The organism is Roseovarius sp. SCSIO 43702 (assembly GCF_019599045.1).
Classification (GTDB): Bacteria; Pseudomonadota; Alphaproteobacteria; order Rhodobacterales; family Rhodobacteraceae; genus Roseovarius.
In genome coordinates, this window is sequence record NZ_CP080623.1 from 275947 (window position 1) to 296240 (window position 20294).

A 20294-nucleotide genomic window follows, 5' to 3' on the forward strand; every position below is an offset into this window, starting at 1 on the left:
ACCCGCGTAATCCCTGGAGAATGCAATGATCGGTATCGTCGGTATTCTGGTGATCTTCGTGATGGTCTTCGGCGGCTACCTCGCGGCGGGTGGCAAGCTCGGGATCATCATGAAGGCCCTGCCGTTCGAGTTGATGATGATCGGCGGCGCGGCCACGGGGGCCTTCCTGCTTGGCAACGACATGTCGACCGTGAAGCAGACAGCGCGTGATATCGGGAAGGTCTTCAAGGGTCCGAAATGGAAGCACGACGATTACCGCGATCTGCTGTGCCTGCTGTTCGAGCTGATTCACCTCGCCCGTCAGAACCCCGTCGCCATCGAGGAGCATATCGAGGCTCCCGACGAGTCAGCGATCTTCGGAAGGTATCCGCGGATCCTGCAGGATCGTGAGGCCGTCGCCCTGATCAGCGACACGCTGAGATCGGCGTCGATGAACTACGACGATCCGCACCAGGTGGAGGAGGTTCTGGAAAAACGGATGGAAGCCAATCTCCACCACGCGCTTCACTCCAGCCATGCGTTGCAGACGGTGGCGGATGCTCTTCCCGCGCTCGGCATCGTCGCCGCCGTCCTGGGCGTCATCAAGACGATGGCGTCCATCGACCAGCCGCCGGAGATCCTCGGCAAGATGATCGGCGGCGCGCTTGTCGGCACTTTCCTCGGGGTGTTCCTGGCCTATGGTCTGGTCGGGCCGTTCGCCGCCAAGGTCAGGGCGGTGGTCGAGGAGGACGCGCATTTCTACCAGTTGATCCGCGAGGTCCTGGTGGCGAACCTGCACAATCACGGAACGAACATCTGTATCGAGGTCGGGCGACAGAACACGCCCTCACACGCGCGGCCGGATTTCAACGACCTCGAGGAGCGGCTGAAGTCCCTCCGGCAGGACGCGGCATGATGAGGTGGCTTCTCGCGTTTCTGCTGATCGCGACGGGAGGGATGGCGACATCTCAGACCGTGGAGGTGCGCTCGGGCGCGCATCGGGATTTCACGCGGCTCGTCTTGCACCTGCCGAGACGTGTCTCCTTCACGCTTGCACGCGTGCAAGATCATCATCGGTTGGAGTTTGACGGGACCACCTTCGATTTCAACACGGCGAACGTGTTCGACAGGATCGACCGAAGCCGGATCTCCTCGGTGATGGCGTTGGACGACTCCCGCGGCCTTGCACTCCGGCTCTCATGTGACTGCGTGCTTGAAACGGCCTGGGTCGGGCAGGCGATGCTGGCCTTGGACATCCGCGATACGGCCGGAGGAACACCGCGTCCCAGCGATCCGGGGTCGGACGATCCGGCCCGCTTTTCGACACCGCTCCCGGCGATCGTGCCTGACCTGCCGGCCAACGCGTCCTCGCTTGTCGTGCGGGGCCTCGAGCCGGCCCTCGAGGCGATGTCTCCCGCGCCCGCGTCGCTTGGGTCGCCACAGCCAGCACAGCCCGATCTCTTGGGGATCGAGGGTGCGCTTGTCCGGGAGATCGCCCGCGCGTCGGGACAGGGGTTGTTGACCATCGCTTCCGACAAGGGCGCAATCGAGACGCCGACCGGGCGCGAGGTTCCCGGTGCAGCTGTCTCAGCTACCCCTCCCGGGACTGATGCTGGCGCGGATTCCGCGCCAGGCCACGTCAGGATGTCGGTCGCCGTCGACGACGACCCCGACGATCGGCCGCAGCCCGGAGATGGCGTCGCGACCGGAGAAGAGTGCCCCGACGCGACGCTGGTTGACCTTCCGGGCTGGGGCGGGTCGGGCGCATTTTCCGAGCAGATTGCCGCGCAGCGGGCCTTGATCACGGCAGAGTTCGACCGCGTGGACGAAGAAGAAGCCTTGGCACTGGCACGGCTCTACCTTCATTTCGGGTTCGGCGTCGAGGCGCGGCACGTGCTGCGCTATGCCGAGGCAACCGGCCCCCAAGCGCGAATCCTGGCGGATATGGGGGAAATCCTCGAGTCCGGGCATGTGGTAGGTCCCTCGCCGCTGAAGGCACGGTCGGATTGCGGCTCGGATGTGGCTTTCTGGTCGGTTCTGGCCGACGACCCTTTCCCGCGGGAGGCACCCATCAACGAGGCGGCGGTGTTGCAGACGTTCCACGCCCTGCCGCCGCAGCTCATGGATTATCTGGGCCCCATCCTCGCCCAACGGCTTTCGGCCGCCGGTCGTGATGATCTTGCGCGCAGGCTGCTGCGCCGGCTCGATCACACGCCCGCATTGCCGACGGGGCACGAATCGCTTCTTCGCGCGGACCTTGAATCAGATCCCGAGGCGACCGATACCCGGCTTGCCGAGATCGCGACCGATAGAACCGACGCCGCGCCTCTCGCGCTTCTGAGACGTTTCGAAGGACGGATTTCGACCGGCCGCGGAATATCCGAAGAGATGACCGACCTCTTGGCATCCTACGCGGTCGAATTCCGTGATCACGCTATTGGCCCCGAACTTGCCCGCGCCCATGTGGAGGCGCTTGCCGCGATGGGTGATTTCGATGGAGCCTTTGCGCAACTGGCGGCGGAGCCGTCATACGACGTAATGGACGAGACGGGTTCGCATCAACGTGTACTGGAGCTTCTGACCCTGAACGCCGAGGATGTCGAGTTCATCGCGAAATCCACGCGATTCCCGCCCGAGCGGATATCCGAACTCGATGGGGAGGTGGCGAACGCCGCGGCCGAGAGGCATCTGGCCCTCGGGTTTCCCGAACTCGCTGCACGTTTCGTTTCGTCACCCGACGATGGCCCCGGCGCAAAGCGGCGAAAGCTGATCCGCGCGCGGGTGGCCCTGGCCATGGATCGCCCGCGCAATGCCGAAGTGGAGCTTCTCGGCCTCGAAGGTGACGAGGTCAACGTGCTGAGAGCGCAGGCGCGAGAGATGGCGGGAGAACCGGGGGCCGCGCTGGACCTTTACGCCTCGGGCGGCCGGACCGACGATGCGCGCCGCTTGGCCGTCGAAACCGGCTCGTGGTCGGATGTGGCCCGGCACGGGGAGCGGGATATCGCGGACCTCGCCACCGCGATCGGCACCGATGCGCCACCCGTCGATCCCGAGAAACCGCTCACTTCGGGGCGCGCCCTTCTTGAGGAAAGCAGCCGATCGCGGCAGCGCATCGGCGCGCTACTGGAGGCGCGGACGGTCTCGGAGGAGATGTGAAACCTTCCGGGCGACCAAGTCCACGGACATGCGCCTCGCCGGGTCCGTGGTTACCGAATCTCAAGACCTTCCCCCTAGACAGGGCAGCAAGCGGCAGAAGGTCGCTCGGAGGACGAGATCAGAATGCGCGATCATCGAATGATCCATGCGACGTGCAGAAGGCGACGTGACACGAGGTCGATCCCGGAGCGCCTGCGCTGCGTGGCGGGTTTCATCCTGGCACCACTCGCGATCTGCATCGCGGGCGACGTGGCCGCAGCGGACCGCCAGTCGATCGCTTGCGATGCGGCGGCACGCGCAGCGGCGGAGAGGACCGGCGTGCCGACATGGGTCCTTCGCACGATCACCCGGGTTGAAACCGGGCGTGCCCATGACGGCGTGGTGCAACCCTGGCCCTGGACCGTGAACATGGAAGGCAAGGGCCACTGGTTCAAAACGCGGGCCGCCGCCCTTCGTTTCGCGCAAGCGGAGCTCGCCCGCGGCGCGCGAAGCTTCGATGTCGGGTGCTTTCAGATCAACCATCGCTGGCATGGTGAGGCTTTCGCCTCGATCGACGACATGTTCGACCCTCTTCGGAATGCGCTTTACGCCGCGCGGTTCCTCGTCCGGCTTCATGACGAGACGGGCGATTGGTCGCGTGCGGCGGGTGCCTATCACTCGCGCACCGAGGTTCATGCTCGGCGCTACAGCGCGAAGTTCGATGCGATCAGCGCGAGCCTGCCCTCCGATCCGGCGCCGCGATCGCTGGCCGCCCGTTCCGAGGGACGGGAAGAGAACGCCTATCCGTTGCTGCAAGCCGGGGTCACGACCGGGCGACTCGGCTCCCTCACGCCGGCGGGGCTGGCCCGGGCCGCGGCCATCCTCGGACCCCTGGGCGATTCGAGGGGATGAACGCCATGCCGAACGTCTCGCTTCGCGCGCTCTTTCAGCCGACAGTGCTCCTGTCGATGGCGCTCATGGCGATCATCGTCATGATGATCCTGCCGATGCCCGCCTGGGTGCTGGATATCGGGCTCGCGGCCTCCTTCGCGCTCGCGATCCTCATCTTCACGATAACGCTCTTCATCGAGCGGCCGCTGGATTTTTCGGCCTTCCCCACGATCCTGCTTGCCTCGCTCATGCTGCGGCTGTCGCTCAACGTATCCTCGACCAAGCTCATCATCGGGCAGGGCCACACCGGCACCGGGGCTGCCGGCGACGTGATCGAGGGATTCGCGAGCTTCGTGATGGGCGGCAGCGTCTTTCTCGGGCTCGTGGTCTTCGCCGTTCTGCTGATCGTGAATTTCATGGTGATCACCAAGGGCGCCGCGCGCATGGCGGAAGTGGGCGCGCGCTTCGCGCTGGACGGGATGCCGGGCAAGCAGCTTGCCATCGACAGCGACATGTCGGCGGGTGCGATCACGCATGACGAGGCGCGCCTTCGCCGCGAACGCGAACAGCAGGAGACGACGTTCTTCGGCTCGCTCGACGGGGCGTCGAAATTCGTCAAGGGCGATGCCGTGGCCGGCCTGCTGATCACGCTGCTGAACCTTGTCATGGGGCTGGTCATGGGGGCGGTCGTCCACGGCATGCCGCTTGCGCAGGCGTTCAAGACCTACGCGATCCTCACGGTCGGAGACGGGCTCGTCACGCAGATTCCCGCGGTGATCATCTCGATCGCGTCGGCGCTTCTTCTCGCGCGTGGCGGGGCAACGGGTTCGACGGATCTCGCGCTGGGTCAACAGCTTGGCCGCCATCCGGTCGCGCTGGCCACGGTGGCGGTGCTGATGGTTCTCTTCGCACTGGTGCCGGGCCTGCCCTTCTTGCCTTTCATGCTCGGCGGGCTGGGCCTCGGGGGCATGGCCTGGGTCCTTCACGCGCGGCGGCGCGCGTCCGGCGAGGCTTCTGCCATGGAAAAGCCTCCGGCGGAGATCGCGCCCGAGCGGACGATGGGCGATGTGCTCGAACTCGACGACATCCATGTCGAATTCGCGCCCGACCTCGTGTCGATGGTTCTTGATCGGGGCACCGGCCTCGATGCGCGGATCGTGAACATGCGGACCCATGTCGCCACGCGCTTCGGGCTGATACTTCCGGAAATCCGCCTGACCGACGATCCCTCTCTTCCGCCCGGAACCTACACGATCCGCATCCTCGGCGTCGAGCAGGCCCGCGCCACGCTGCGTGGTGAACAGGTGCTCGTGCTCGATCCGCAAAGCCATCTCGACCTGCCGCCGGGCGAGACGGTGAGCGAGCCTGTCTACGGTGCGCCGGCACGCTGGATAGATGCCGCGGCGCAGGACGATGCCGCGCTCGGCGGCGCGACGGTAGTGGCCCCGCCCGAGATCCTCGCCACCCATTTGCTTGAGATCATTCGCAAGAACCTGAGCCGGCTCCTGACCATGAAGGCGATGCGCAGGCTGCTCGACGAGATGGTCAACCTCTCCGATCAGGCGCGGTCCGAGGCCAATCGCAAGCTGCTTGACGAGATGATCCCCGACCGCGTGCCGACGGACCTCCTGCATAACGTCCTGCGCCTCCTGCTGGCGGAACAGGTTTCGATACGGAACCTGCCGCTCATCATCGAATCCGTGGCCGAGGCCCGCCACACTTACGCGCAGGCCGAAGGGATCTGCGAACTGGTGCGCCAGAGGCTGGGCTTTCAGCTTGTCTCGAGCCTGCTGCGCGAGGATGGCACGTTGCCGCTGATCCAGCTCGCTCCGGAATGGGAGGATACGTTCGGCACCTATCAGATCGACGGGGACAAGGGGCGGCTCGACGTGGCGCTGCCGCCGGACCTGTTCAATTCGCTGACGGGGGCAGTGGCCGAACAGGTCAACCAGGCGGGTCAAAAGGGGGTTCATCCCGCGATCGTGACCTCCTCGACGCGCAGGCGATTCCTGCGCACGGTGCTCATGGCCAAGAACATCACCAACCCCGTTCTTTCGTTCGAGGAGATCGGCCTCGAGGCGCAACCCTCGCTCGTCGGGGTCGTCGCGGCTTGAGCAACGCGGGCCCCTTTCTTGCGCTGGCGTACGATCTCGTCTGGGCGCACTTCCTCGTCTTTCTCAGGGCGGCCCCGGTCATGTCCCTCTTTCCCGGTTTCGGCGAAACCACCGTGCCGGTCCGGATCAAGCTCGCGCTGGCGATCGCGATGACTTTGATCGTCACGCCGGCCGTCCGGTCCCAGATCGGGCCGCTGCCCGACTTCGCGGCCATGGTTCCGCTCGCCCTGGTGGAGACGGCGATCGGACTTCTGATCGGGATCGGTCTGCGGCTGTTCCTGCTCGCGCTGCAGACGGCCGGCTCCATGGCCGCCCAAGCCACGTCGCTGTCGCAGATCCTTGGAACCGCGGGCAGCACTCCGATGCCGGCGATGGGGCATGTCCTCGTGGTCGCGGCATTGGCGCTGGCCATGATGCTCGGGCTTCACGTCCGCGTGGCCGAGATGTTCATTCGGTCCTACGCGCTTTTCCCCCTGGGCGCGCTGCCGGATCCCGGGGCCATGGCGGACTGGGGCGTGGAGCAGATCGGGGCCGCCTTCTCGCTGGCGTTCCGGCTCGCAGCGCCGTTCCTTATCGTTTCGGTCATCTACAATCTCACGCTCGGCATCATCAACCGCGCGATGCCCCAGCTCATGGTGGTCTTCGTGGGCGCCCCGGCCATCAGCGCGGCGGGCCTGATCGGATTGATGCTGCTGGCGCCGGTGATGCTCGGGGTCTGGATCCGCGCGCTCGAGCGGTTCACGGCCAATCCTTTCGGAGGGTAGCACATGGCCGGTCAGGACGACGACACCGACAAGCAGCACGAGCCGACGCAGCACAAGCTCGACGAGGCGCGCAAGAAGGGTGAGCTTGCGCGATCGGCCGACCTCACCTCGGCGGCTGGATACACGGGCGTCCTGCTGGCCGCGCTGATGATGGGCGGGCTGGCCGCCGAACGGACCGGAACGGCGATGATGGTGCTCCTGGGACAGCCCGACCGCCTTCGGGCTGCCTTCTTCGATGGCAACGCGCGGCCGGTCACGGCGGGCCTCGTCGAGGCGGTCGCGGTCCCGATGTTCGCCTGGTTCGCGCTTCCGGCCGCGCTCGCGCTGCTCGCGGTGGTGGGCACCCGCAGCTTTGTCATGGCGCCCACCAAGCTCAGGCCGAAACTTCAAAGATGCCGTAGTGGGGCGCGGCACGAATCACTGACGTTATGCTTTGCGATACGGGATGTTTTGAAGTGTCGTTGCCCTTGGCACGTCTCTCACGTGTCGACGGGGTCGGGCCGGTGGGCGCGCCCCAAACTCTCTTGGCAAAGAAAGGGCAACGACATGGATTTGCATATCGGATTGGACGTCTCGCTGGCAAGCACGGCCATCTGCGCGGTTTCCGCGCATGGGAAGGTAATCAAGGAGACCACGGCCGCCAGCGAACCCGAGGAACTGGTGAGGGTTCTACATGATCTGCCCGGTCGAGTAATAGGTGTGGGCCTGGAGGCCGGTCCCCTGTCACAATGGCTGCATCGGGCTCTGGTCGACGCCGGCTTTGACGCCGTTCTGATGGAAACGCGTCAGGTTAAGGGCGCCTTGAAAGCGATGCCCAACAAGACAGATCGGCGTGATGCGGAGGGCATTGCCCGGCTTTTGCACATGGGCTGGTTTCGGCCCGTCCATTGCAAATCCGTTTCGGCGCAGGAAACGCGCGCGCTGCTGTCATCCCGTAAGGCGGTACAGCAGGCCATGCTGAACATCGAACTCTCGATGCGGGGCATTCTGCGCAATTTCGGACTGAAGATCGGGAAGATTTCGAAAGGCCGGTATGAGGATCGCGTGCGCGAGCTCGTTGACGGCAATCCCATGCTGGAAGCCGCGGTCACATCGATTCTGACCGCCCGCCGGGAACTTCGCAAAGAACTAGCCAAGCTGGAAAAGCTGTTGCGCGGCTACGCGAAAATAGACCCGGTGTGTCGGCTGCTCATGACCATGCCCGGCGTGGGCGCACTTGTGGCGCTGACTGTCAAATCCTCAATCGATGATCCAGACCGTTTCCGATCCTCGAAAGAGGTCGGACCCTGGGCTGGGCTGACCCCGAAACGTGATCAATCGGGAGAGCGAGATATCCTCGGCCAGATCACGAAGGCCGGTGATGTTGGCTTGCGAACTGCCCTCTACCGTGCCGCGACAGTGATGTTGAACCGAGGCAGGGCCAGCTGGCTGACCGCCTGGGCATGGAATGTCGCCAAATCCCGCGGAAAGAAGCGGGCAACGGTTGCATTGGCGCGCCGTATCGGCGTGGTGCTGCACCGCATGTGGCGTGATGGCACGCAATTCTGCTTCAAGCGGGCCGATGCCATGCGGGCAGCAGTCGCATGACCCCCGTATCAGGCATTCCGCAAATGAGGCTTGAACGAGAAGGAGAGATCGACCGCGCCTGAGGGTGCAGGCTCACCGAGGTCCCTTGCCGGGACGCGGTCCCCGATGATGCCGTGGTTATCCTGGTCGCCGGATCATGACGATCTGAGGACGCCTGAAAGATTGGCACGCGGGAACTGCTCTTGGACTTGGCATAATGAAGGCAGCCGATGCGCTGACCGCGGACAGAAGCATGATGCCGGCATGGGAGCGCCCTCGAGGAAGTCGACGCAAGCACGGTCTTACGACACAGCCAACCCGACTGACATTGGTGCCACGCGATCCGGGGCGTTCAGCGCCGAGATGAATTGGCGTCTCCGCGCTGAACGCCCCTCGCGTCGCCCCCGTTCGATCCGACCCGCTCTCTGCTGGCGAGATCCGCCCAACCCCGCTGCGGCACGCCCAGACGGGACCTTTCTCATTGAAATCTCCCTCTTGAACACAATCGCCCCACTACAGAAGGATCAACCCGCTGTCCAACGCCAAGCAGAAATACGGACCATCCGGACTTTTCGAGTTCGCCAAGAGCCTCGCCAAGCTCATGATCTATTCCGCGCTGCTGGCGAGTTTCGTGACCTGGCGCCTGCCCGAGATGACCGGCGCGCTTCATGCCGAACCGCGCGGAATCGGCCTTCTGATGGTGCGGCAGATGACGGATTTCATGCTCGTGGTCGTGCCCATCGCGCTTGCCATCGGCGGGGTCGACTATCTCTGGCAGCGGCATGACCACCGTCGCCGCAACCGCATGTCGCATCAGGAGATCAAGGACGAGCACAAGCAGCACGAAGGCGATCCGCACATGAAAAACCAGAGGCGGCAACGGGCGACCGAGATCGCGTCGTCGCAGATGATGGCCGACGTGCCGGGCGCCGACGTCGTGATCGTCAACCCGACCCACTATGCCGTCGCGCTGAAATGGTCGCGGGCTGCGGGGGCCGCGCCGGTCTGCGTGGCCAAGGGCGTGGACAACATGGCGCTTGCCATCCGCAAGGCCGCCGAGGAGGCGCGCGTTCCGATCCGGCACGATCCGCCCACGGCGCGGGCGCTCCATGCGACCACGGTGATCGGAGACGAGATATCGCCGGATCACTACCGTGCGGTGGCGGCCGCCATCAGGTTTGCCGACGCGATGCGCACACGGGCAAGGAGCTTCGGATGAAACGCGACGTCCGCGATCTGGTCGAGGTGACGCGGGTCGCCTTCGAGCGGGAGCGCGGGCAACTCGCGGCGTTCCTCGAGACGGAGACGGCGCTTCGGCGTGACATCGCGCGCCTCGATGCGCACCGGGCCGAGATGATGCGCCTTCCCGTAGCCGAGCTTCGAGATCTCCGCGCGATCGGGGCCGAGATCGCCTGGACGGCCTGGCAGGACAGGCGCCGGCGCGAGCTGACCCATCGCCTCGCGCGTCATCTCGCGGGGAAGGAGGCGGTCATGGCCCGGGTGCGGCTGGCCTTCGGTCGGCACGAGGCGGCCGCGAGCCTCATGAAACAGGAGGTGGCCAGTCAGAGGCGCCGCGCGGCGGGCGCGGCAGGGCGGGCGCGGGATGCCCAGATGATCCTGACTGCGAAATCCCCCGCGTGAAGGCGCGATTCCCGCTTTCGCGCCCGCCTGCGAAAAATGGTGATCGGAGCTGATCTCCAACGGGGTCGCAGCATCACGCTTGCGCCGGGATCTCAGCCCGCCTGCCGCGCGAGATCGGTGATGAGCACGTCCTGCACCACCGGCCCCAGAACCTTCCGCGCCACGTCGCGCAGTGCGGCCTTCAGGGCGCCGAGCTTGCGGCTGTCGGTGAAATCGCCGTCGAACCCGCCGATGCCGGCATGTTCGAAAAGAACCTCGAGGAAGTGATCGCGCAGCTTCGGTTCGTGCAGATAGACAGCCTCGGAGCTTCCCGCCGTCACCTCGAGGTTGAGAGACATGACAATCAGGCCCTGCATCCCGCCTTCGGCGACGAGCGGGACCACGAACTGGTTGTTGAGCTTGACGTAGTCGCGACCGGCGGGCGCGGCAGCATGAGTCTCGGCGAGAGCCACATCGTTTGCCGCATGATCGGCGGGCTGGCATGTTTCGGGCGGCGTCTCGGCATCGGGAGGCGCATCGGAGCGCAGAGCGAGGCCGGCTTCCACGCCGCCGCCCAGACCCAGAAGCGGCAGAAGGACGAGGATGAGGATTTTCTTCATGGACCCGGTCCTCAGAATGGCAGGACCGCGTCCAGCACCTGCTGGCCGATCCGCGGTTGCTGAACATCGGTGATCTGACCCCGCCCGCCATAGGAAATGCGGGCCGACGCGATCTTGTCGTAGGTGATCTCGTTCTGCCGCGAGATATCCTCGGGACGGACATAGCCCGTTACCAGAAGCTCGCGAAGCTCGAAATTGACCCGCACCTCCTGCGATCCCTGGATCGCGAGAACCCCGTTGGGAAGCACCTGCATCACCGTGGCCGCGACGCGCAGCGTCAGCTCCTCCCTGCGGCTTACCGATCCGTCGCCGCCCGAGCGCGAAGAACTGTCGAGCGCCACGGCATTGTCCATGCTCGCGCCCTCCGGCAGCTTGCCGTCGATCCGTTGCGGCAGACCCAGGAGGTGCGGCACGCTCATGCTCTCGGAGCCGTTGCGCGAGCGCGAGGTGGAGTTCGAGATCTCGGCCTCCTCGTCGATCTCGATCACGACGGTGAGGATATCGCCGCGCTTGATCGCCCGCCGGTCGCCGAGCAGCGAGCGTTGTCCGGCGGCCCAGAGCGAGGCGCCATCCACGTCGCGCGCGGTCTCGACGGTCCGCGGCAGGCCGGGGTCGAGCATGGCGACATGTTCGTCACTGTTCATCGCGGGCGTGAAGCTCGGCGGTTTGCCGATGTGATCGGCGCGACCGCAGGCCGCGAGCGTCAGGGCGGCGGTGGCGCCGATGAGAAGGGTGCGATGGCTCATTGTCACTCCTGTTCCGAGACGAAAACCCGGCCATCGGCGCGCACGCGGCCCATGACGGTGATGCGCGAGGCGAGGTTCATCACGCGGATACGCTCGCCCGGACCCGCGCGCATGAGAGACCGACCCTCGCTCGTGATGCGAAGCCCGCCGCGATCGAAGACGAGCGGCACGATCTGGTTGCGCTCCACGACGGCAGGCGGCCCGACATCGCCCGGTCGCACGGGCCGCCCCGCGTAGAGGGCGATCCGCGTTTCGCGGCCGATGATTTCGTCGATCGAGCGCGCGGCACCGACGATCTCCACGTCCTTCACCACGAGATCCTGCGCCGTGACGATGGTCTGCGCCCGAAGCGTCCGGGCCGCGAGGACCGATTCGGCCTGCGCCGGGCTGGCCAGGAGGGCAAGAGCTGCGATCCACGTTCGCATCAGCGCACCTGCGTCGTGGCGCCGAGCATCTGGTCGGCGGCGGAGATCACCTTGGAGTTGAGCTCGTACCCGCGCTGGGCCTCGATCAGCTCGGTCACCTCGCGCACCGGGTCGACAGAACTGTCCTCGAGATAGCCCTGCCGAACCGTGCCAAGCCCGTCCTGCCCCGGCGTCGTCACGATCGCCGGACCGGATGCCTCGGTCTCGGAGAAGAGATTGCTCCCCAGCGCCTCGAGCCCCTTGGGATTGGTGAAACCCGCGAGCGAGAGCTGACCCAGAAGCTGTGCCTCGGTTGCGTCGGCGAAATAGGCATAGACCTCGCCCGCGCCGTTGATCGAGATCGAGCGGGCATCTTCGGGGATCGTGATCTGCGGTGCGACAGGATAGCCGTCGGAAGTCACGATCAGGCCATCGGCGGAGCGCTTCAGCGCCCCGTCGCGCGTGTAGGCGGCGCGCCCGGAGGGCAGCTCGATCTCAAGATAGCCCTTGCCCTCGATCGCCACGTCCAGATCGCCGTTCGTGGCCGAGAGAGAGCCTTGCTCGAGATGCACGCTCACCGCGGCCGGACGCACCCCGAGGCCAAGCTGCACTCCGGTGGGAAGCACGGTGCCATCCGCGGCGTTGACCGTGCCGGCCCGCGCCAGTTGCTGGTAGTGCAGGTCGGCGAATTCGGCGCGGCGGGTATTGTAGCCGGTGGTCGACATGTTCGCGAGGTTGTTCGAGATGGTCTCGACCCGCATCTGCTGTGCCGCCATCCCGGTGGCGGCGATCTTCAGGGCTCGCATGGCGTTCTCCTTCTGGACGAGGCCGGGTTATCTGGTCTTCACGAATGTCTGGAGCGCGGTGCGCAGGCGCTCGTTCTCGGCCTCGAGGAAGCTCTGGCCCATCTCGTAGGCGCGCTGCACCTCGATCATGCGGGCGACCTGAGAAACCGGATCCACATTGGCACCCTCGAGAAACCCCTGAAGCATCCGGCCGTCCTCGACCGGCTCGAACCCCGCCTCGGAACGGAACATGACGCCGTCCTCACGGATGAGGCCGGTCGGATCCGTGGGTCGGACAAGCCCGATCTGCGAGAGCGGACGGCCGTCGGCGCTCAGTGTGCCATCGGGCGAAATGCCGAGGCCGGTCGCATCGGGGGGCACGAAGACCGGTGCGCCCCCGGCATCGAGCACGCGAAAGCCTGCCGGCGTCACGAGGTCGCCCGCCGCCGAGAGCGCGAAACTCCCGGCACGGGTGAGGCGTTCGCCGCCGGGTGTCTCGACGAGGAAGAAGCCTTCACCCTCGATCGCGAGATCGAGCTCGCCGCCGGTCTGCGTCAGCGCGCCTTGCGTCATCGAGGTATGCCGCACATCCGCCGATGCCATCGAAAGCGACGGCCCGCCCTCGTTGCGCTGGATGTATTCGGCAAAGACCAACCCCTCCTGGCGGAAGCCGGTGGTTGCCGCGTTCGCGATGTTGTTGGCCACCACCTGCATTTCGCGCATCAACCCGACCTGGCGGGTCAGGGTGGTGTATCCGGTGCTTTCCATCGTCAGCCTCCTGCGATGATCGGGATCAGGTGATCCTGGAAGAACGAAACGAGCGTCCGGGTCATGAAGCCCATGCTGAGCCAGAAGACCGCGATGATCGCCGCGAGCTTGGGCACGAAGGTGAGTGTCATCTCCTGTATCGACGTGAGCGCCTGGAAAAGCCCCACGGTCAGGCCCGCGACCAGCGCCACCACGAGGATGGGGGTCGAGATGATGACCGCGATCCAGAGCCCCTGCCGTAACGTGTCGAAGAAGATGACCTCGCTCTCCATCGTTCTAGACCGGCATCCGCAGGATTTCCTGGTAGGCCTCGACCATCTTGTCGCGAACGGTCACGGCGGTCTCGACGGCGAGCTCCGCCTGCGCGAGCGCCTGGACGAGGGCATGGGGGTCGGCCTCTCCGGTCATGGCGCTGGTCGCCGTGGCCTCGGCCTCCTGCAGGGTCGCAGCGAAATCGCGGACGATTCCGCCGGCCGCGCCGCCGGTCGCGGTGGCCGGATCGGGCGCAGTGGCGGGGCGCTGGGCCGCATAGTTCCGGGCGGCATTAAGGGCGGTGATATCCATTCTGGATCCTCCTTCGTGGGATTATCGGCGCAGCAGGTCCATCAGGCTCGATGACATCTGTCTTGCCTGGTCGAACATCTTGAGATTGGCCTCGTAACTGCGCTGCGCCTCGCGGGCATCGGCGATCTCGATCACGAGGTCGACATTCGAACCATCGTAATAGCCCGTGGCATCGGCGAGCGGGTGCGACGGATCATGGATGCGCGCGAGTTCCGAGCGGTCGAGGTTGACGCGGCCCGTCCTGACCCCCGCGGCCGCGCCGGGCCCGCCGCTCTCGAGTTCGAACGGTACCGTCTTGCGCCGATAGCCGGGCGTGTCGGCATTCGCGATGTTTTCCGAAACGTGGCGCAGGCGCTGGGCCTGGGCCCGGAGCCCGCTTGACGAGACGCTGAGCGCGTCGGAGAAATCCGTCATGATGTCCGTCTCCTTACCTGCGGCCCACGGCACTGCGCAGGATGTTGAGCGATGAGCGATAGATCGCGATGGCGCGGTCGTGGTCGCGCTTGACCTGCACCGCCGTCATCATCTCGGTCTCGAGCGCGACCGAGTTGCCATTTGGATCGGTCGGCACGTCGCGACGTTCGCTGACCCGCACATCACTTGCCGCCGCCGTCGCATCCAGGTGCGAGGGGCGTGTCGCGCGAAGCCGGGCGGGCGCACCGATCCCGCCGCCCATCAACTCTCCGAACGGCTGGATATCGCGCGCGGCATATCCCGGCGTGTCGGCATTCGCGATGTTCTGCGCGATGACGCTTTGCCGGCTACCGGCGTGACGGGCCATGGCATGGGCCAGTCGGAAAATATCGAGATCTGCGAACATTGAGGCGATTCCCCGGTGCGTTTCAACCAAGGCTTAACCGTGATTCCTTTAGAAATTGTTTTCAGAAGATTTTTGGAGAGCCCGATGAGAGCACCCGAGTTGTCCGGCCTGCGGGCCGAGATCGCCAGACTAAACGCTGCGCACACCATCGGCCGCGTCATGTCCATCGGTGGCGATACGCTCCGGGTGGGCGGCCTGTCGGACGTGGCGCGGCTGGGTGACCGGGTCGTCATCACCCGTCGATCCGATGGGGCCGCGCTGGCCGGGGAAATTCTCAACATGGATTCCGCGGCGGCGGTCGTGCTGCCGGACGAGGCCCCGGTCGGCCTCGGGCTCGGCGACCGCGTGGTCGTGACGAACGGGGGCGACATCGCGCCCTGCGATGGCTGGATCGGGCGCGTCATCGATCCGTTCGGCGCGCCGCTCGATGGCCGTCCTCTCGCTCGCGGAGCGAGGGCGCGTCCGGTTCGGGGCGATCCGCCGCCGCCGTCGGTGCGTCGCGCCATGGGCGGGCGGCTCGAGACGGGGATGGCCGTCTTCAACACGATCCTGCCGATCGTGCGGGGCCAGCGCGTCGGCCTTTTCGCCGGGTCCGGCGTCGGCAAATCGAGCCTTCTGGGCCACCTGGGCCGCAACATGCAAGCGGATGTCGTCGTCTTTGCCCTGATCGGAGAGCGGGGGCGCGAGCTTCGGGAATTCGCCGACAATGTCCTCGGCACCGATGGCATGAAACGCTCGGTCATCGTGGCGGCCACCTCCGACACGTCGCCACTCATCCGGCGCAGGTGCGCCTGGACTGCGATGTGCGTGGCCGAGCATTTTCGCGATCAGGGGGCGCATGTGCTTCTGATGGCCGATTCGATCACCCGTTTTGCCGAGGCGCATCGCGAGGTGGCGATCGCCGCCGGGGAACTTCCGGCGCTGCGCGGCTTCCCGGCCTCGACGGCGCAGATGATCATGTCGCTTTGCGAGCGGGCGGGACCGGGCGCCGAAGGGCAGGGCGACATCACGGCGCTTCTGAGCGTGCTGGTCGCGGGCTCCGACATGGATGAGCCCGTCGCGGATATCCTGCGCGGGGTGCTGGACGGTCACGTCGTGATGGACCGCGCGATCGCCGAGCGGGGCCGCTTTCCGGCGATCGATCTCCTGCGATCGGTCTCCCGCAGCTTGCCGGCCGCCGCCAGCGCGGACGAGAATGATCTGATCGCGCGGACGCGCATGCTTCTGGGTGCATATGAGCGGTCCGAGACGATGATCCGCGCGGGACTTTACAGCGAAGGGTCGGATCCGCGTCTCGACGAAGCGATCCGCGCCTGGCCGGATCTCGACGCCCTCGTCGGAGAGGTGGAAGGCGGAACCACGCGAGACAGCTTCGACCGCCTGGCCCTCATCCTGCGCCGCGCCGCGTCCGCGAAATCGCAGAAAAACCCGGCGCCGACCGAACCCGCACGCGGCGTGTAAGGGGGTGGTGGTGATCCGGTGGTGGCTGTCTTGAAACGGCGGTCCTGCCACGATGTGCTTCGCCCGTGCCGGGTGACATGCGCCGAGCATCCAAGCGGAGGATGGCCTTGCAGAATGGCCTCGTCGCCAGTGCCGGTTCGACCGGTTTTCCGAAGCTTTTAGCCGTGCGGAACCGGAAGACCGTTGCCACCCGGCGCGCAGTCAGGCGAAAAGTGGGCGCATCGATTGAAGCAGCGTGAGCGCCGTGGAACCCGCGCTCGAGGCCGAGAATGCCGATGTCTGCTCGCGGACGAGGAAGCGGTCGATGAGCCGCTGAATATTGGCCGGATCCTCGAGATCCGAAAGACCCTCGATGCCAAGCTGGCGCCGTGCACGGTTCGAGAATTCATCGACCTGCCGATCGAGATCGACCTGGGCGAAGCCATCGGGAATCCCGAGGGCGGTTTCGAAGAATTGCCGGAGCGGCGGGTCGCCCATGATCCGCAACCACTTGGTCTCGTCGCTGCCCGTCGCGACAAGATCGGGCAGGCTTCGCTCGGCATTGAGCGCAAGGCGCATGGCGTCGTCCTGTTCCCCGACGGCCACTTCGAATTCGCGCGTGCGAAACAGGTCCGAGATCCTCTCGCCGAAGCCCGGATCGCCCGTGCGGGCCCCGAGCGGATCGCCGAAGCCGAATTCTCGTGCAAGGGCGCGGTAGCGCGTGTCGGTGAGGCGATTGGCCAGGGCATCGCGCGCGGTGGCTCCCTCCTCGAGGATCTTGCGCACGAACGCCGTGCTCGAGATGTCTTCGCCCAGGCCGAAGGCGCCAAGCGCGACACGCAGCAGCCGACGGTCGGAGACGAGATCGTCGGCATTTCGGACCGAGGCGATATTGGCTTCGAAATAGGCGGTATCCCGTTCCAGGCGCGGTGTCCGGTCGAAGCTTTGGCGTTGCGCCGGAAGAGTGGCCTTGAGAAGCCGCCAGCCGGCCACACCTCCGACGGGCAGTATGGGCTGAAAACTCATGCCGTGGCGCGCGCCAGAAGCCGCGCCTCGCGGGGGAGCAGGGCGCGCAGGGATTTCAGGCACTTGTAATGCTCATCCTCCAGGATGGCATCGGTTGCGCGGGCCAGGTGCGCGCGGCTGTCCGGATCGGTCAGGATGCGGCTCAACTCCTCGATGTGGCGCAGGAGCGGCAGACGCGCCGCTTCGGCGTCGCTGTCTCCCGAGAGGACCAGTTGCACCGCGTAGCAGACCCGCCGGACCGGCGTGTTGGCATCGTCGGGATGTATCGCATCGCGCAGCCGCAGGATGTTCGCGCCCGGTGTCATGATCGCGACGCGCGTCCGACGGTCCCCGTTCTCGAGAACCGCGCCGTTCACGAGCACGCGTTCCTTGGGGCCGAGCTTCAGGACAAGGCCGCTCATCCGCGTGCCCCCGTCGAGTGCCGGGCACCATCCTTGAGACCAGCCATGATCGCGCGGTTGATCTCGATCAGCGGCTCGGGCGAGGCCTTGCGCTGCATGACGAGGCGGCTGTGCTCGCGCGTGAATTCGGCGAGATAGACGATGCGCGCCTTGAGATCGTCGGGAAGCCCGTTGCCACGGTCCGCGACGTCGACGGCAAGGATCGTCCAGAGCCTGCGGTTGATATGTATGGCATGGGCAAGGTCGCCGAATCCGGCGGCGCCCTTGTCGCTCGCCCTTTTCAGGAGCTGGGTCGTCCTGGCGACCGCTTCGTATTCCCTGGCCCGCGGGGTGCTGACGGTTTCGATGTTCTGCGCATAGGCGTTCGGCGTATGTCGGATCGCGTTCACGTATCGTCCTTTCGGAAATTGGCCGGTCCCGGCGCGCCGGGCAAGTCGGCGGCGGGGTCATGACCGGGGCGCGGCCTGACGGTGACGCGCGCCCCGGTCGCCGATCTGTCCCCTATCAGCGGAAGAGCGACAGGATCGACTGCGGAGCCTGGTTGGCGATCGAAAGCGACTGCACGGCGAGTTGCTGCTGCACCTGGAGCGCCTGCAGCCGCGCCGATGTCTCTTCCATATCCGCATCGACCATGGCCCCGATGCCCGACTTGAGGCTGTCGGTCAGTTTCGAGACGAAGTCCGACTGCGTGCCGATCCGGGTCTCGACCGAACCGAAAGAGGCGCTCGCGTCGATCGAGGACTGGATCATGCCTTCGATCTGGCTCAGCGCGGTGTTCGCGCCGCTCTCCGTGCTCACGTTCATGGTTTCGAGCTGGGTCAGCGCGCCGCTGCCGCGCTGCTGCGTGAGAGAGACGCCGATATTCCCTTGGTTGGTCAGGTTCTCCACCGTGATCGAGGTTCCGGCATTGATCACGACGGCGAATTTCGAATCATCGAGGCCGGCCTGGAGAAGCCCGTTCTTGACACCCGCGAAAACCGAATCGTTGGTGTCGCCCGCGCGCACCACGTAGCTCCCCTCGACATCGCCGACCTTCAGGCGCACGACGTCGCCCTCGACCAGGCCTGCCGTGCTGCCGAGGTCAACTCCGGCGGTTCCCGCCTTGAGCGCCACGGCGCCGCCCGCGTTGCCGTCATTCTCGAGGAACTCGGCGCCAAGGGTGACGGTGACCATGTCGGCGCCCCCGCTCGCGGCAAGCGTCGAGACGTCTGCGTCGACCGCGGTCAGGTCGGTGCCCGCGGTCGTCGACAGGTTCTGTGCGGCCACGCCGATATTCGAGACCGAGATGCTTCCCCCCGCGCCCCGATCCAGCGATGACAGGATATCGACCCCGGTGTTCCCATCCGTGTTGAGATCCGATTGAGACCCATCGACGAGGTTGAGACCGTTGAATTGTGCGGCGCCCACGACCGACTTGATCTGTCCGATATAGGCCTGGATCTCGTCGTTGAGCTTCTCGCGGTCGACGTTGTCGCCTTGCGCGCCCACGATCTTGTCGCGCATGTTGATGAGAAGGTCGGTCACGGTTTCGGACGCGTTGCGCGCCACCGCCACCGTGGATTCGCCCAGCGCGAGGCTGTCGGAGATGGCCTTGAACCCGCTCACGTCCGCTTCCATGACCTTGGAGATCGCCCAGACGGCCGAGTTGTCCTTGGCCGAGGATACGGATTTGCCCGTCGAAATCTCGTTCTGTGTCGTGGCAAGGTTCTTGTTGACGGATTTGAGAGTTTGCAGCGCGACCATCGCGCTGTTGTTCGTCAGAATGCTGGACATTGCATATTCCTTTGGTTTCGGGTGCTTTTGCACCCATTGATGCGCGTTCCGTATCGGAACCGTTTTGACTGTCCTTCTGACAGTTGCGAACCGCTCTCGCGGATCCCGCGCCATCCGATCGGATGCAGGCGCACCATGCGCGCCGAGGTGCTAATGGAATGCTAAACCCGCCTCGCGATCTCCACCGGATTTGAATCAAATCTCAGGCACGCTTCTCCATCTGTCGCGAAAGCTCGCCCGGGATCGTGCGCCGCCGTCCTTCGCGATCATAGGTCTCGAGCGAGTCGCGAATGCGTTTCAGCGCGGCGATGCGCGTTGCGACCCGCCGTATCCCCAGCAGCGCGCTTTCAAGAAGCGCCTGGTTGCGATCGAGCTTGTCGCGAAGGCCGCCAAGCTCACCAGGTCCGACCGCGGCCCGGTCAAGCCCGCCGATAAGCGCCTCCTTGCGTTCCGTGAGCGTCGCGACCCCTTCGATATCGCCCTCGATCAGCGCGGCTCTTTCCGTTTCGAGAAGGTCATCGAGTTCGTCGATCATGGCGCGTGCGTCTTTATCGGTCATGCGTGTGCTCCGTCATGGCGTTGAAGAATAGCTGGGCAAGCCCGATCCCCCCCTTTTCGACCATCGCATCGGCCAGGAGATCGCGCTGGAAACTCGCAAACTGGGCTTCTCCGGGCCCGCCGCTGAAGCTGTTTTCCTGCTCGCCAAGACCTGCGGATTTGAGCATTTCCGACAGGAACGCCGCTTCGAGCTTGCGCGCAGCCTCCCCGGCCTTTCCCTGTGGCCGAGGCGCGGGCGGTGTCATGGTCGTGAAGGTCGTGGGTAAAGGATCGGTCACGGATTTACCTCGAATTGACGTGAGATGAGGCGAGTAAACCGC

The 20294-nt window shown here is 65.6% G+C and carries 23 protein-coding genes and 2 pseudogenes; 10 read left to right on the forward strand and 15 right to left on the reverse strand.

The features are described from left to right. Positions 1–25 precede the first annotated feature (25 nt). From motA to K1T73_RS01360, 9 genes and pseudogenes are all read left to right on the forward strand, one after another. A complete protein-coding gene (gene motA, locus K1T73_RS01325) occupies positions 26–895 on the forward strand; it encodes a flagellar motor stator protein MotA (RefSeq protein WP_220602214.1) in 870 nt (289 codons plus the stop codon). Then, complete coding sequence (locus K1T73_RS01330; RefSeq protein ID WP_220602215.1) at positions 892–3135, forward strand: hypothetical protein; 2244 nt, start codon at positions 892–894, stop codon at positions 3133–3135. The genes motA and K1T73_RS01330 overlap by 4 nt, the downstream gene beginning before the upstream one ends. A 201-nt stretch (positions 3136–3336) precedes the next feature. Then, entirely contained in the window at positions 3337–4026 is a 690-nt protein-coding gene (locus tag K1T73_RS01335) for a transglycosylase SLT domain-containing protein (RefSeq protein WP_259400391.1), read from the forward strand. 5 nt (positions 4027–4031) lie between these two features. Further along, positions 4032–6119, forward strand: a complete 2088-nt coding sequence (flhA, locus tag K1T73_RS01340) for a flagellar biosynthesis protein FlhA (RefSeq protein ID WP_220602216.1) — start codon at positions 4032–4034, stop codon at positions 6117–6119. Further along, a complete protein-coding gene (locus K1T73_RS01345) occupies positions 6116–6883 on the forward strand; it encodes a flagellar biosynthetic protein FliR (RefSeq protein WP_220602217.1) in 768 nt (255 codons plus the stop codon). The genes flhA and K1T73_RS01345 overlap by 4 nt, the downstream gene beginning before the upstream one ends. A gap of 3 nt (positions 6884–6886) precedes the next feature. Then, positions 6887–7264 (forward strand): annotated as a pseudogene (locus tag K1T73_RS17785) (EscU/YscU/HrcU family type III secretion system export apparatus switch protein); the annotation flags it as partial. A 165-nt stretch (positions 7265–7429) separates the two neighbouring features. Further along, positions 7430–8470, forward strand: a complete 1041-nt coding sequence (locus K1T73_RS01350) for an IS110 family transposase (RefSeq protein WP_220603128.1) — start codon at positions 7430–7432, stop codon at positions 8468–8470. A 499-nt stretch (positions 8471–8969) separates the two neighbouring features. Further along, a pseudogene (locus K1T73_RS01355) lies at positions 8970–9668 on the forward strand (flagellar biosynthesis protein FlhB); the annotation flags it as partial. Then, complete coding sequence (locus tag K1T73_RS01360) at positions 9665–10090, forward strand: hypothetical protein (RefSeq protein WP_220602219.1); 426 nt, start codon at positions 9665–9667, stop codon at positions 10088–10090. The pseudogene K1T73_RS01355 and the gene K1T73_RS01360, both read left to right, overlap by 4 nt. A 92-nt stretch (positions 10091–10182) precedes the next feature. Here the strand turns inward: K1T73_RS01360 and K1T73_RS01365 are convergent, their stop codons facing one another. The 9 genes from K1T73_RS01365 to K1T73_RS01405 are packed head-to-tail and all read right to left on the reverse strand — an operon-like array spanning position 10183 to position 14776. After that, a complete protein-coding gene (locus tag K1T73_RS01365) occupies positions 10183–10689 on the reverse strand; it encodes a flagellar basal body-associated FliL family protein (RefSeq protein WP_220602220.1) in 507 nt (168 codons plus the stop codon). A gap of 11 nt (positions 10690–10700) precedes the next feature. Then, positions 10701–11435: a flagellar basal body L-ring protein FlgH gene (gene flgH / locus K1T73_RS01370; protein ID WP_220602221.1), complete on the reverse strand. Its 735-nt coding sequence runs from the start codon at positions 11433–11435 to the stop codon at positions 10701–10703. 2 nt (positions 11436–11437) lie between these two features. Next, the gene (gene flgA, locus K1T73_RS01375) at positions 11438–11860 is read right to left on the reverse strand and encodes a flagellar basal body P-ring formation chaperone FlgA (RefSeq protein ID WP_220602222.1); all 423 of its coding nucleotides are present in this window, start codon (positions 11858–11860) and stop codon (positions 11438–11440) included. After that, positions 11860–12645, reverse strand: coding sequence for a flagellar basal-body rod protein FlgG (gene flgG, locus K1T73_RS01380; protein ID WP_220602223.1), 786 nt, complete (start codon positions 12643–12645; stop codon positions 11860–11862). The genes flgA and flgG overlap by 1 nt, the downstream gene beginning before the upstream one ends. Positions 12646–12672: 27 nt before the next feature. Further along, positions 12673–13392, reverse strand: coding sequence for a flagellar hook-basal body complex protein (locus tag K1T73_RS01385; protein ID WP_220602224.1), 720 nt, complete (start codon positions 13390–13392; stop codon positions 12673–12675). Between the two features lie 2 nt (positions 13393–13394). After that, positions 13395–13664: a flagellar biosynthetic protein FliQ gene (locus K1T73_RS01390; protein ID WP_220602225.1), complete on the reverse strand. Its 270-nt coding sequence runs from the start codon at positions 13662–13664 to the stop codon at positions 13395–13397. A gap of 4 nt (positions 13665–13668) precedes the next feature. Further along, entirely contained in the window at positions 13669–13956 is a 288-nt protein-coding gene (gene fliE, locus K1T73_RS01395; protein WP_220602226.1) for a flagellar hook-basal body complex protein FliE, read from the reverse strand. Between the two features lie 21 nt (positions 13957–13977). Then, positions 13978–14370 carry a flagellar basal body rod protein FlgC gene (gene flgC, locus K1T73_RS01400; protein WP_220602227.1) on the reverse strand — a complete coding sequence of 131 codons (393 nt, stop codon included), beginning with the start codon at positions 14368–14370 and terminating at the stop codon, positions 13978–13980. A 13-nt stretch (positions 14371–14383) separates the two neighbouring features. Further along, a complete protein-coding gene (locus K1T73_RS01405; RefSeq protein WP_220602228.1) occupies positions 14384–14776 on the reverse strand; it encodes a FlgB family protein in 393 nt (130 codons plus the stop codon). 84 nt (positions 14777–14860) lie between these two features. Between K1T73_RS01405 and K1T73_RS01410 the strand changes: the two genes are divergently transcribed. Continuing rightward, the gene (locus K1T73_RS01410) at positions 14861–16237 is read left to right on the forward strand and encodes a FliI/YscN family ATPase (protein WP_220602229.1); all 1377 of its coding nucleotides are present in this window, start codon (positions 14861–14863) and stop codon (positions 16235–16237) included. A gap of 201 nt (positions 16238–16438) precedes the next feature. Here the strand turns inward: K1T73_RS01410 and K1T73_RS01415 are convergent, their stop codons facing one another. The 6 genes from K1T73_RS01415 to K1T73_RS01440 all read right to left on the reverse strand — a co-directional run bounded on the left by K1T73_RS01415 (position 16439) and on the right by K1T73_RS01440 (position 20252). Beyond that, positions 16439–17242, reverse strand: coding sequence for a DUF1217 domain-containing protein (locus K1T73_RS01415; RefSeq protein WP_220602230.1), 804 nt, complete (start codon positions 17240–17242; stop codon positions 16439–16441). Beyond that, positions 17239–17643 (reverse strand): flagellar biosynthesis repressor FlbT, encoded by a 405-nt coding sequence (flbT, locus tag K1T73_RS01420; RefSeq protein ID WP_220602231.1) that lies wholly within the window; start codon positions 17641–17643, stop codon positions 17239–17241. Before flbT ends, K1T73_RS01415 begins: the two co-directional genes overlap by 4 nt. Then, the gene (gene flaF, locus K1T73_RS01425) at positions 17640–18032 is read right to left on the reverse strand and encodes a flagellar biosynthesis regulator FlaF (protein ID WP_220602232.1); all 393 of its coding nucleotides are present in this window, start codon (positions 18030–18032) and stop codon (positions 17640–17642) included. Before flaF ends, flbT begins: the two co-directional genes overlap by 4 nt. Before the next feature lie 115 nt (positions 18033–18147). Further along, positions 18148–19416: a flagellin gene (locus K1T73_RS01430; RefSeq protein ID WP_220602233.1), complete on the reverse strand. Its 1269-nt coding sequence runs from the start codon at positions 19414–19416 to the stop codon at positions 18148–18150. A gap of 202 nt (positions 19417–19618) precedes the next feature. Then, complete coding sequence (locus tag K1T73_RS01435; protein ID WP_259400393.1) at positions 19619–19975, reverse strand: flagellar protein FlgN; 357 nt, start codon at positions 19973–19975, stop codon at positions 19619–19621. Continuing rightward, entirely contained in the window at positions 19965–20252 is a 288-nt protein-coding gene (locus K1T73_RS01440) for a rod-binding protein (protein WP_310794405.1), read from the reverse strand. The genes K1T73_RS01435 and K1T73_RS01440 overlap by 11 nt, the downstream gene beginning before the upstream one ends. Positions 20253–20294: the final 42 nt, after the last annotated feature.

Excerpts from the sequence above, each read along its gene's own strand:
- motA (WP_220602214.1), top strand. The coding sequence starts at position 26 with ATGATCGGTATCGTCGGTATTCTGGTGATCTTCGTGATGGTCTTCGGC.
- K1T73_RS01330 (WP_220602215.1), top strand. The coding sequence starts at position 892 with ATGATGAGGTGGCTTCTCGCGTTTCTGCTGATCGCGACGGGAGGGATG.
- flhA (WP_220602216.1), top strand. The coding sequence starts at position 4,032 with ATGCCGAACGTCTCGCTTCGCGCGCTCTTTCAGCCGACAGTGCTCCTG.
- K1T73_RS01350 (WP_220603128.1), top strand. The coding sequence starts at position 7,430 with ATGGATTTGCATATCGGATTGGACGTCTCGCTGGCAAGCACGGCCATC.
- K1T73_RS01360 (WP_220602219.1), top strand. The coding sequence starts at position 9,665 with ATGAAACGCGACGTCCGCGATCTGGTCGAGGTGACGCGGGTCGCCTTC.
- K1T73_RS01365 (WP_220602220.1), bottom strand. The coding sequence starts at position 10,689 with ATGAAGAAAATCCTCATCCTCGTCCTTCTGCCGCTTCTGGGTCTGGGC.
- flgH (WP_220602221.1), bottom strand. The coding sequence starts at position 11,435 with ATGAGCCATCGCACCCTTCTCATCGGCGCCACCGCCGCCCTGACGCTC.
- flgA (WP_220602222.1), bottom strand. The coding sequence starts at position 11,860 with ATGCGAACGTGGATCGCAGCTCTTGCCCTCCTGGCCAGCCCGGCGCAG.
- flgG (WP_220602223.1), bottom strand. The coding sequence starts at position 12,645 with ATGCGAGCCCTGAAGATCGCCGCCACCGGGATGGCGGCACAGCAGATG.
- K1T73_RS01385 (WP_220602224.1), bottom strand. The coding sequence starts at position 13,392 with ATGGAAAGCACCGGATACACCACCCTGACCCGCCAGGTCGGGTTGATG.
- K1T73_RS01390 (WP_220602225.1), bottom strand. The coding sequence starts at position 13,664 with ATGGAGAGCGAGGTCATCTTCTTCGACACGTTACGGCAGGGGCTCTGG.
- fliE (WP_220602226.1), bottom strand. The coding sequence starts at position 13,956 with ATGGATATCACCGCCCTTAATGCCGCCCGGAACTATGCGGCCCAGCGC.
- flgC (WP_220602227.1), bottom strand. The coding sequence starts at position 14,370 with ATGACGGATTTCTCCGACGCGCTCAGCGTCTCGTCAAGCGGGCTCCGG.
- K1T73_RS01405 (WP_220602228.1), bottom strand. The coding sequence starts at position 14,776 with ATGTTCGCAGATCTCGATATTTTCCGACTGGCCCATGCCATGGCCCGT.
- K1T73_RS01410 (WP_220602229.1), top strand. The coding sequence starts at position 14,861 with ATGAGAGCACCCGAGTTGTCCGGCCTGCGGGCCGAGATCGCCAGACTA.
- K1T73_RS01415 (WP_220602230.1), bottom strand. The coding sequence starts at position 17,242 with ATGAGTTTTCAGCCCATACTGCCCGTCGGAGGTGTGGCCGGCTGGCGG.
- flbT (WP_220602231.1), bottom strand. The coding sequence starts at position 17,643 with ATGAGCGGCCTTGTCCTGAAGCTCGGCCCCAAGGAACGCGTGCTCGTG.
- K1T73_RS01430 (WP_220602233.1), bottom strand. The coding sequence starts at position 19,416 with ATGTCCAGCATTCTGACGAACAACAGCGCGATGGTCGCGCTGCAAACT.
- K1T73_RS01435 (WP_259400393.1), bottom strand. The coding sequence starts at position 19,975 with ATGACCGATAAAGACGCACGCGCCATGATCGACGAACTCGATGACCTT.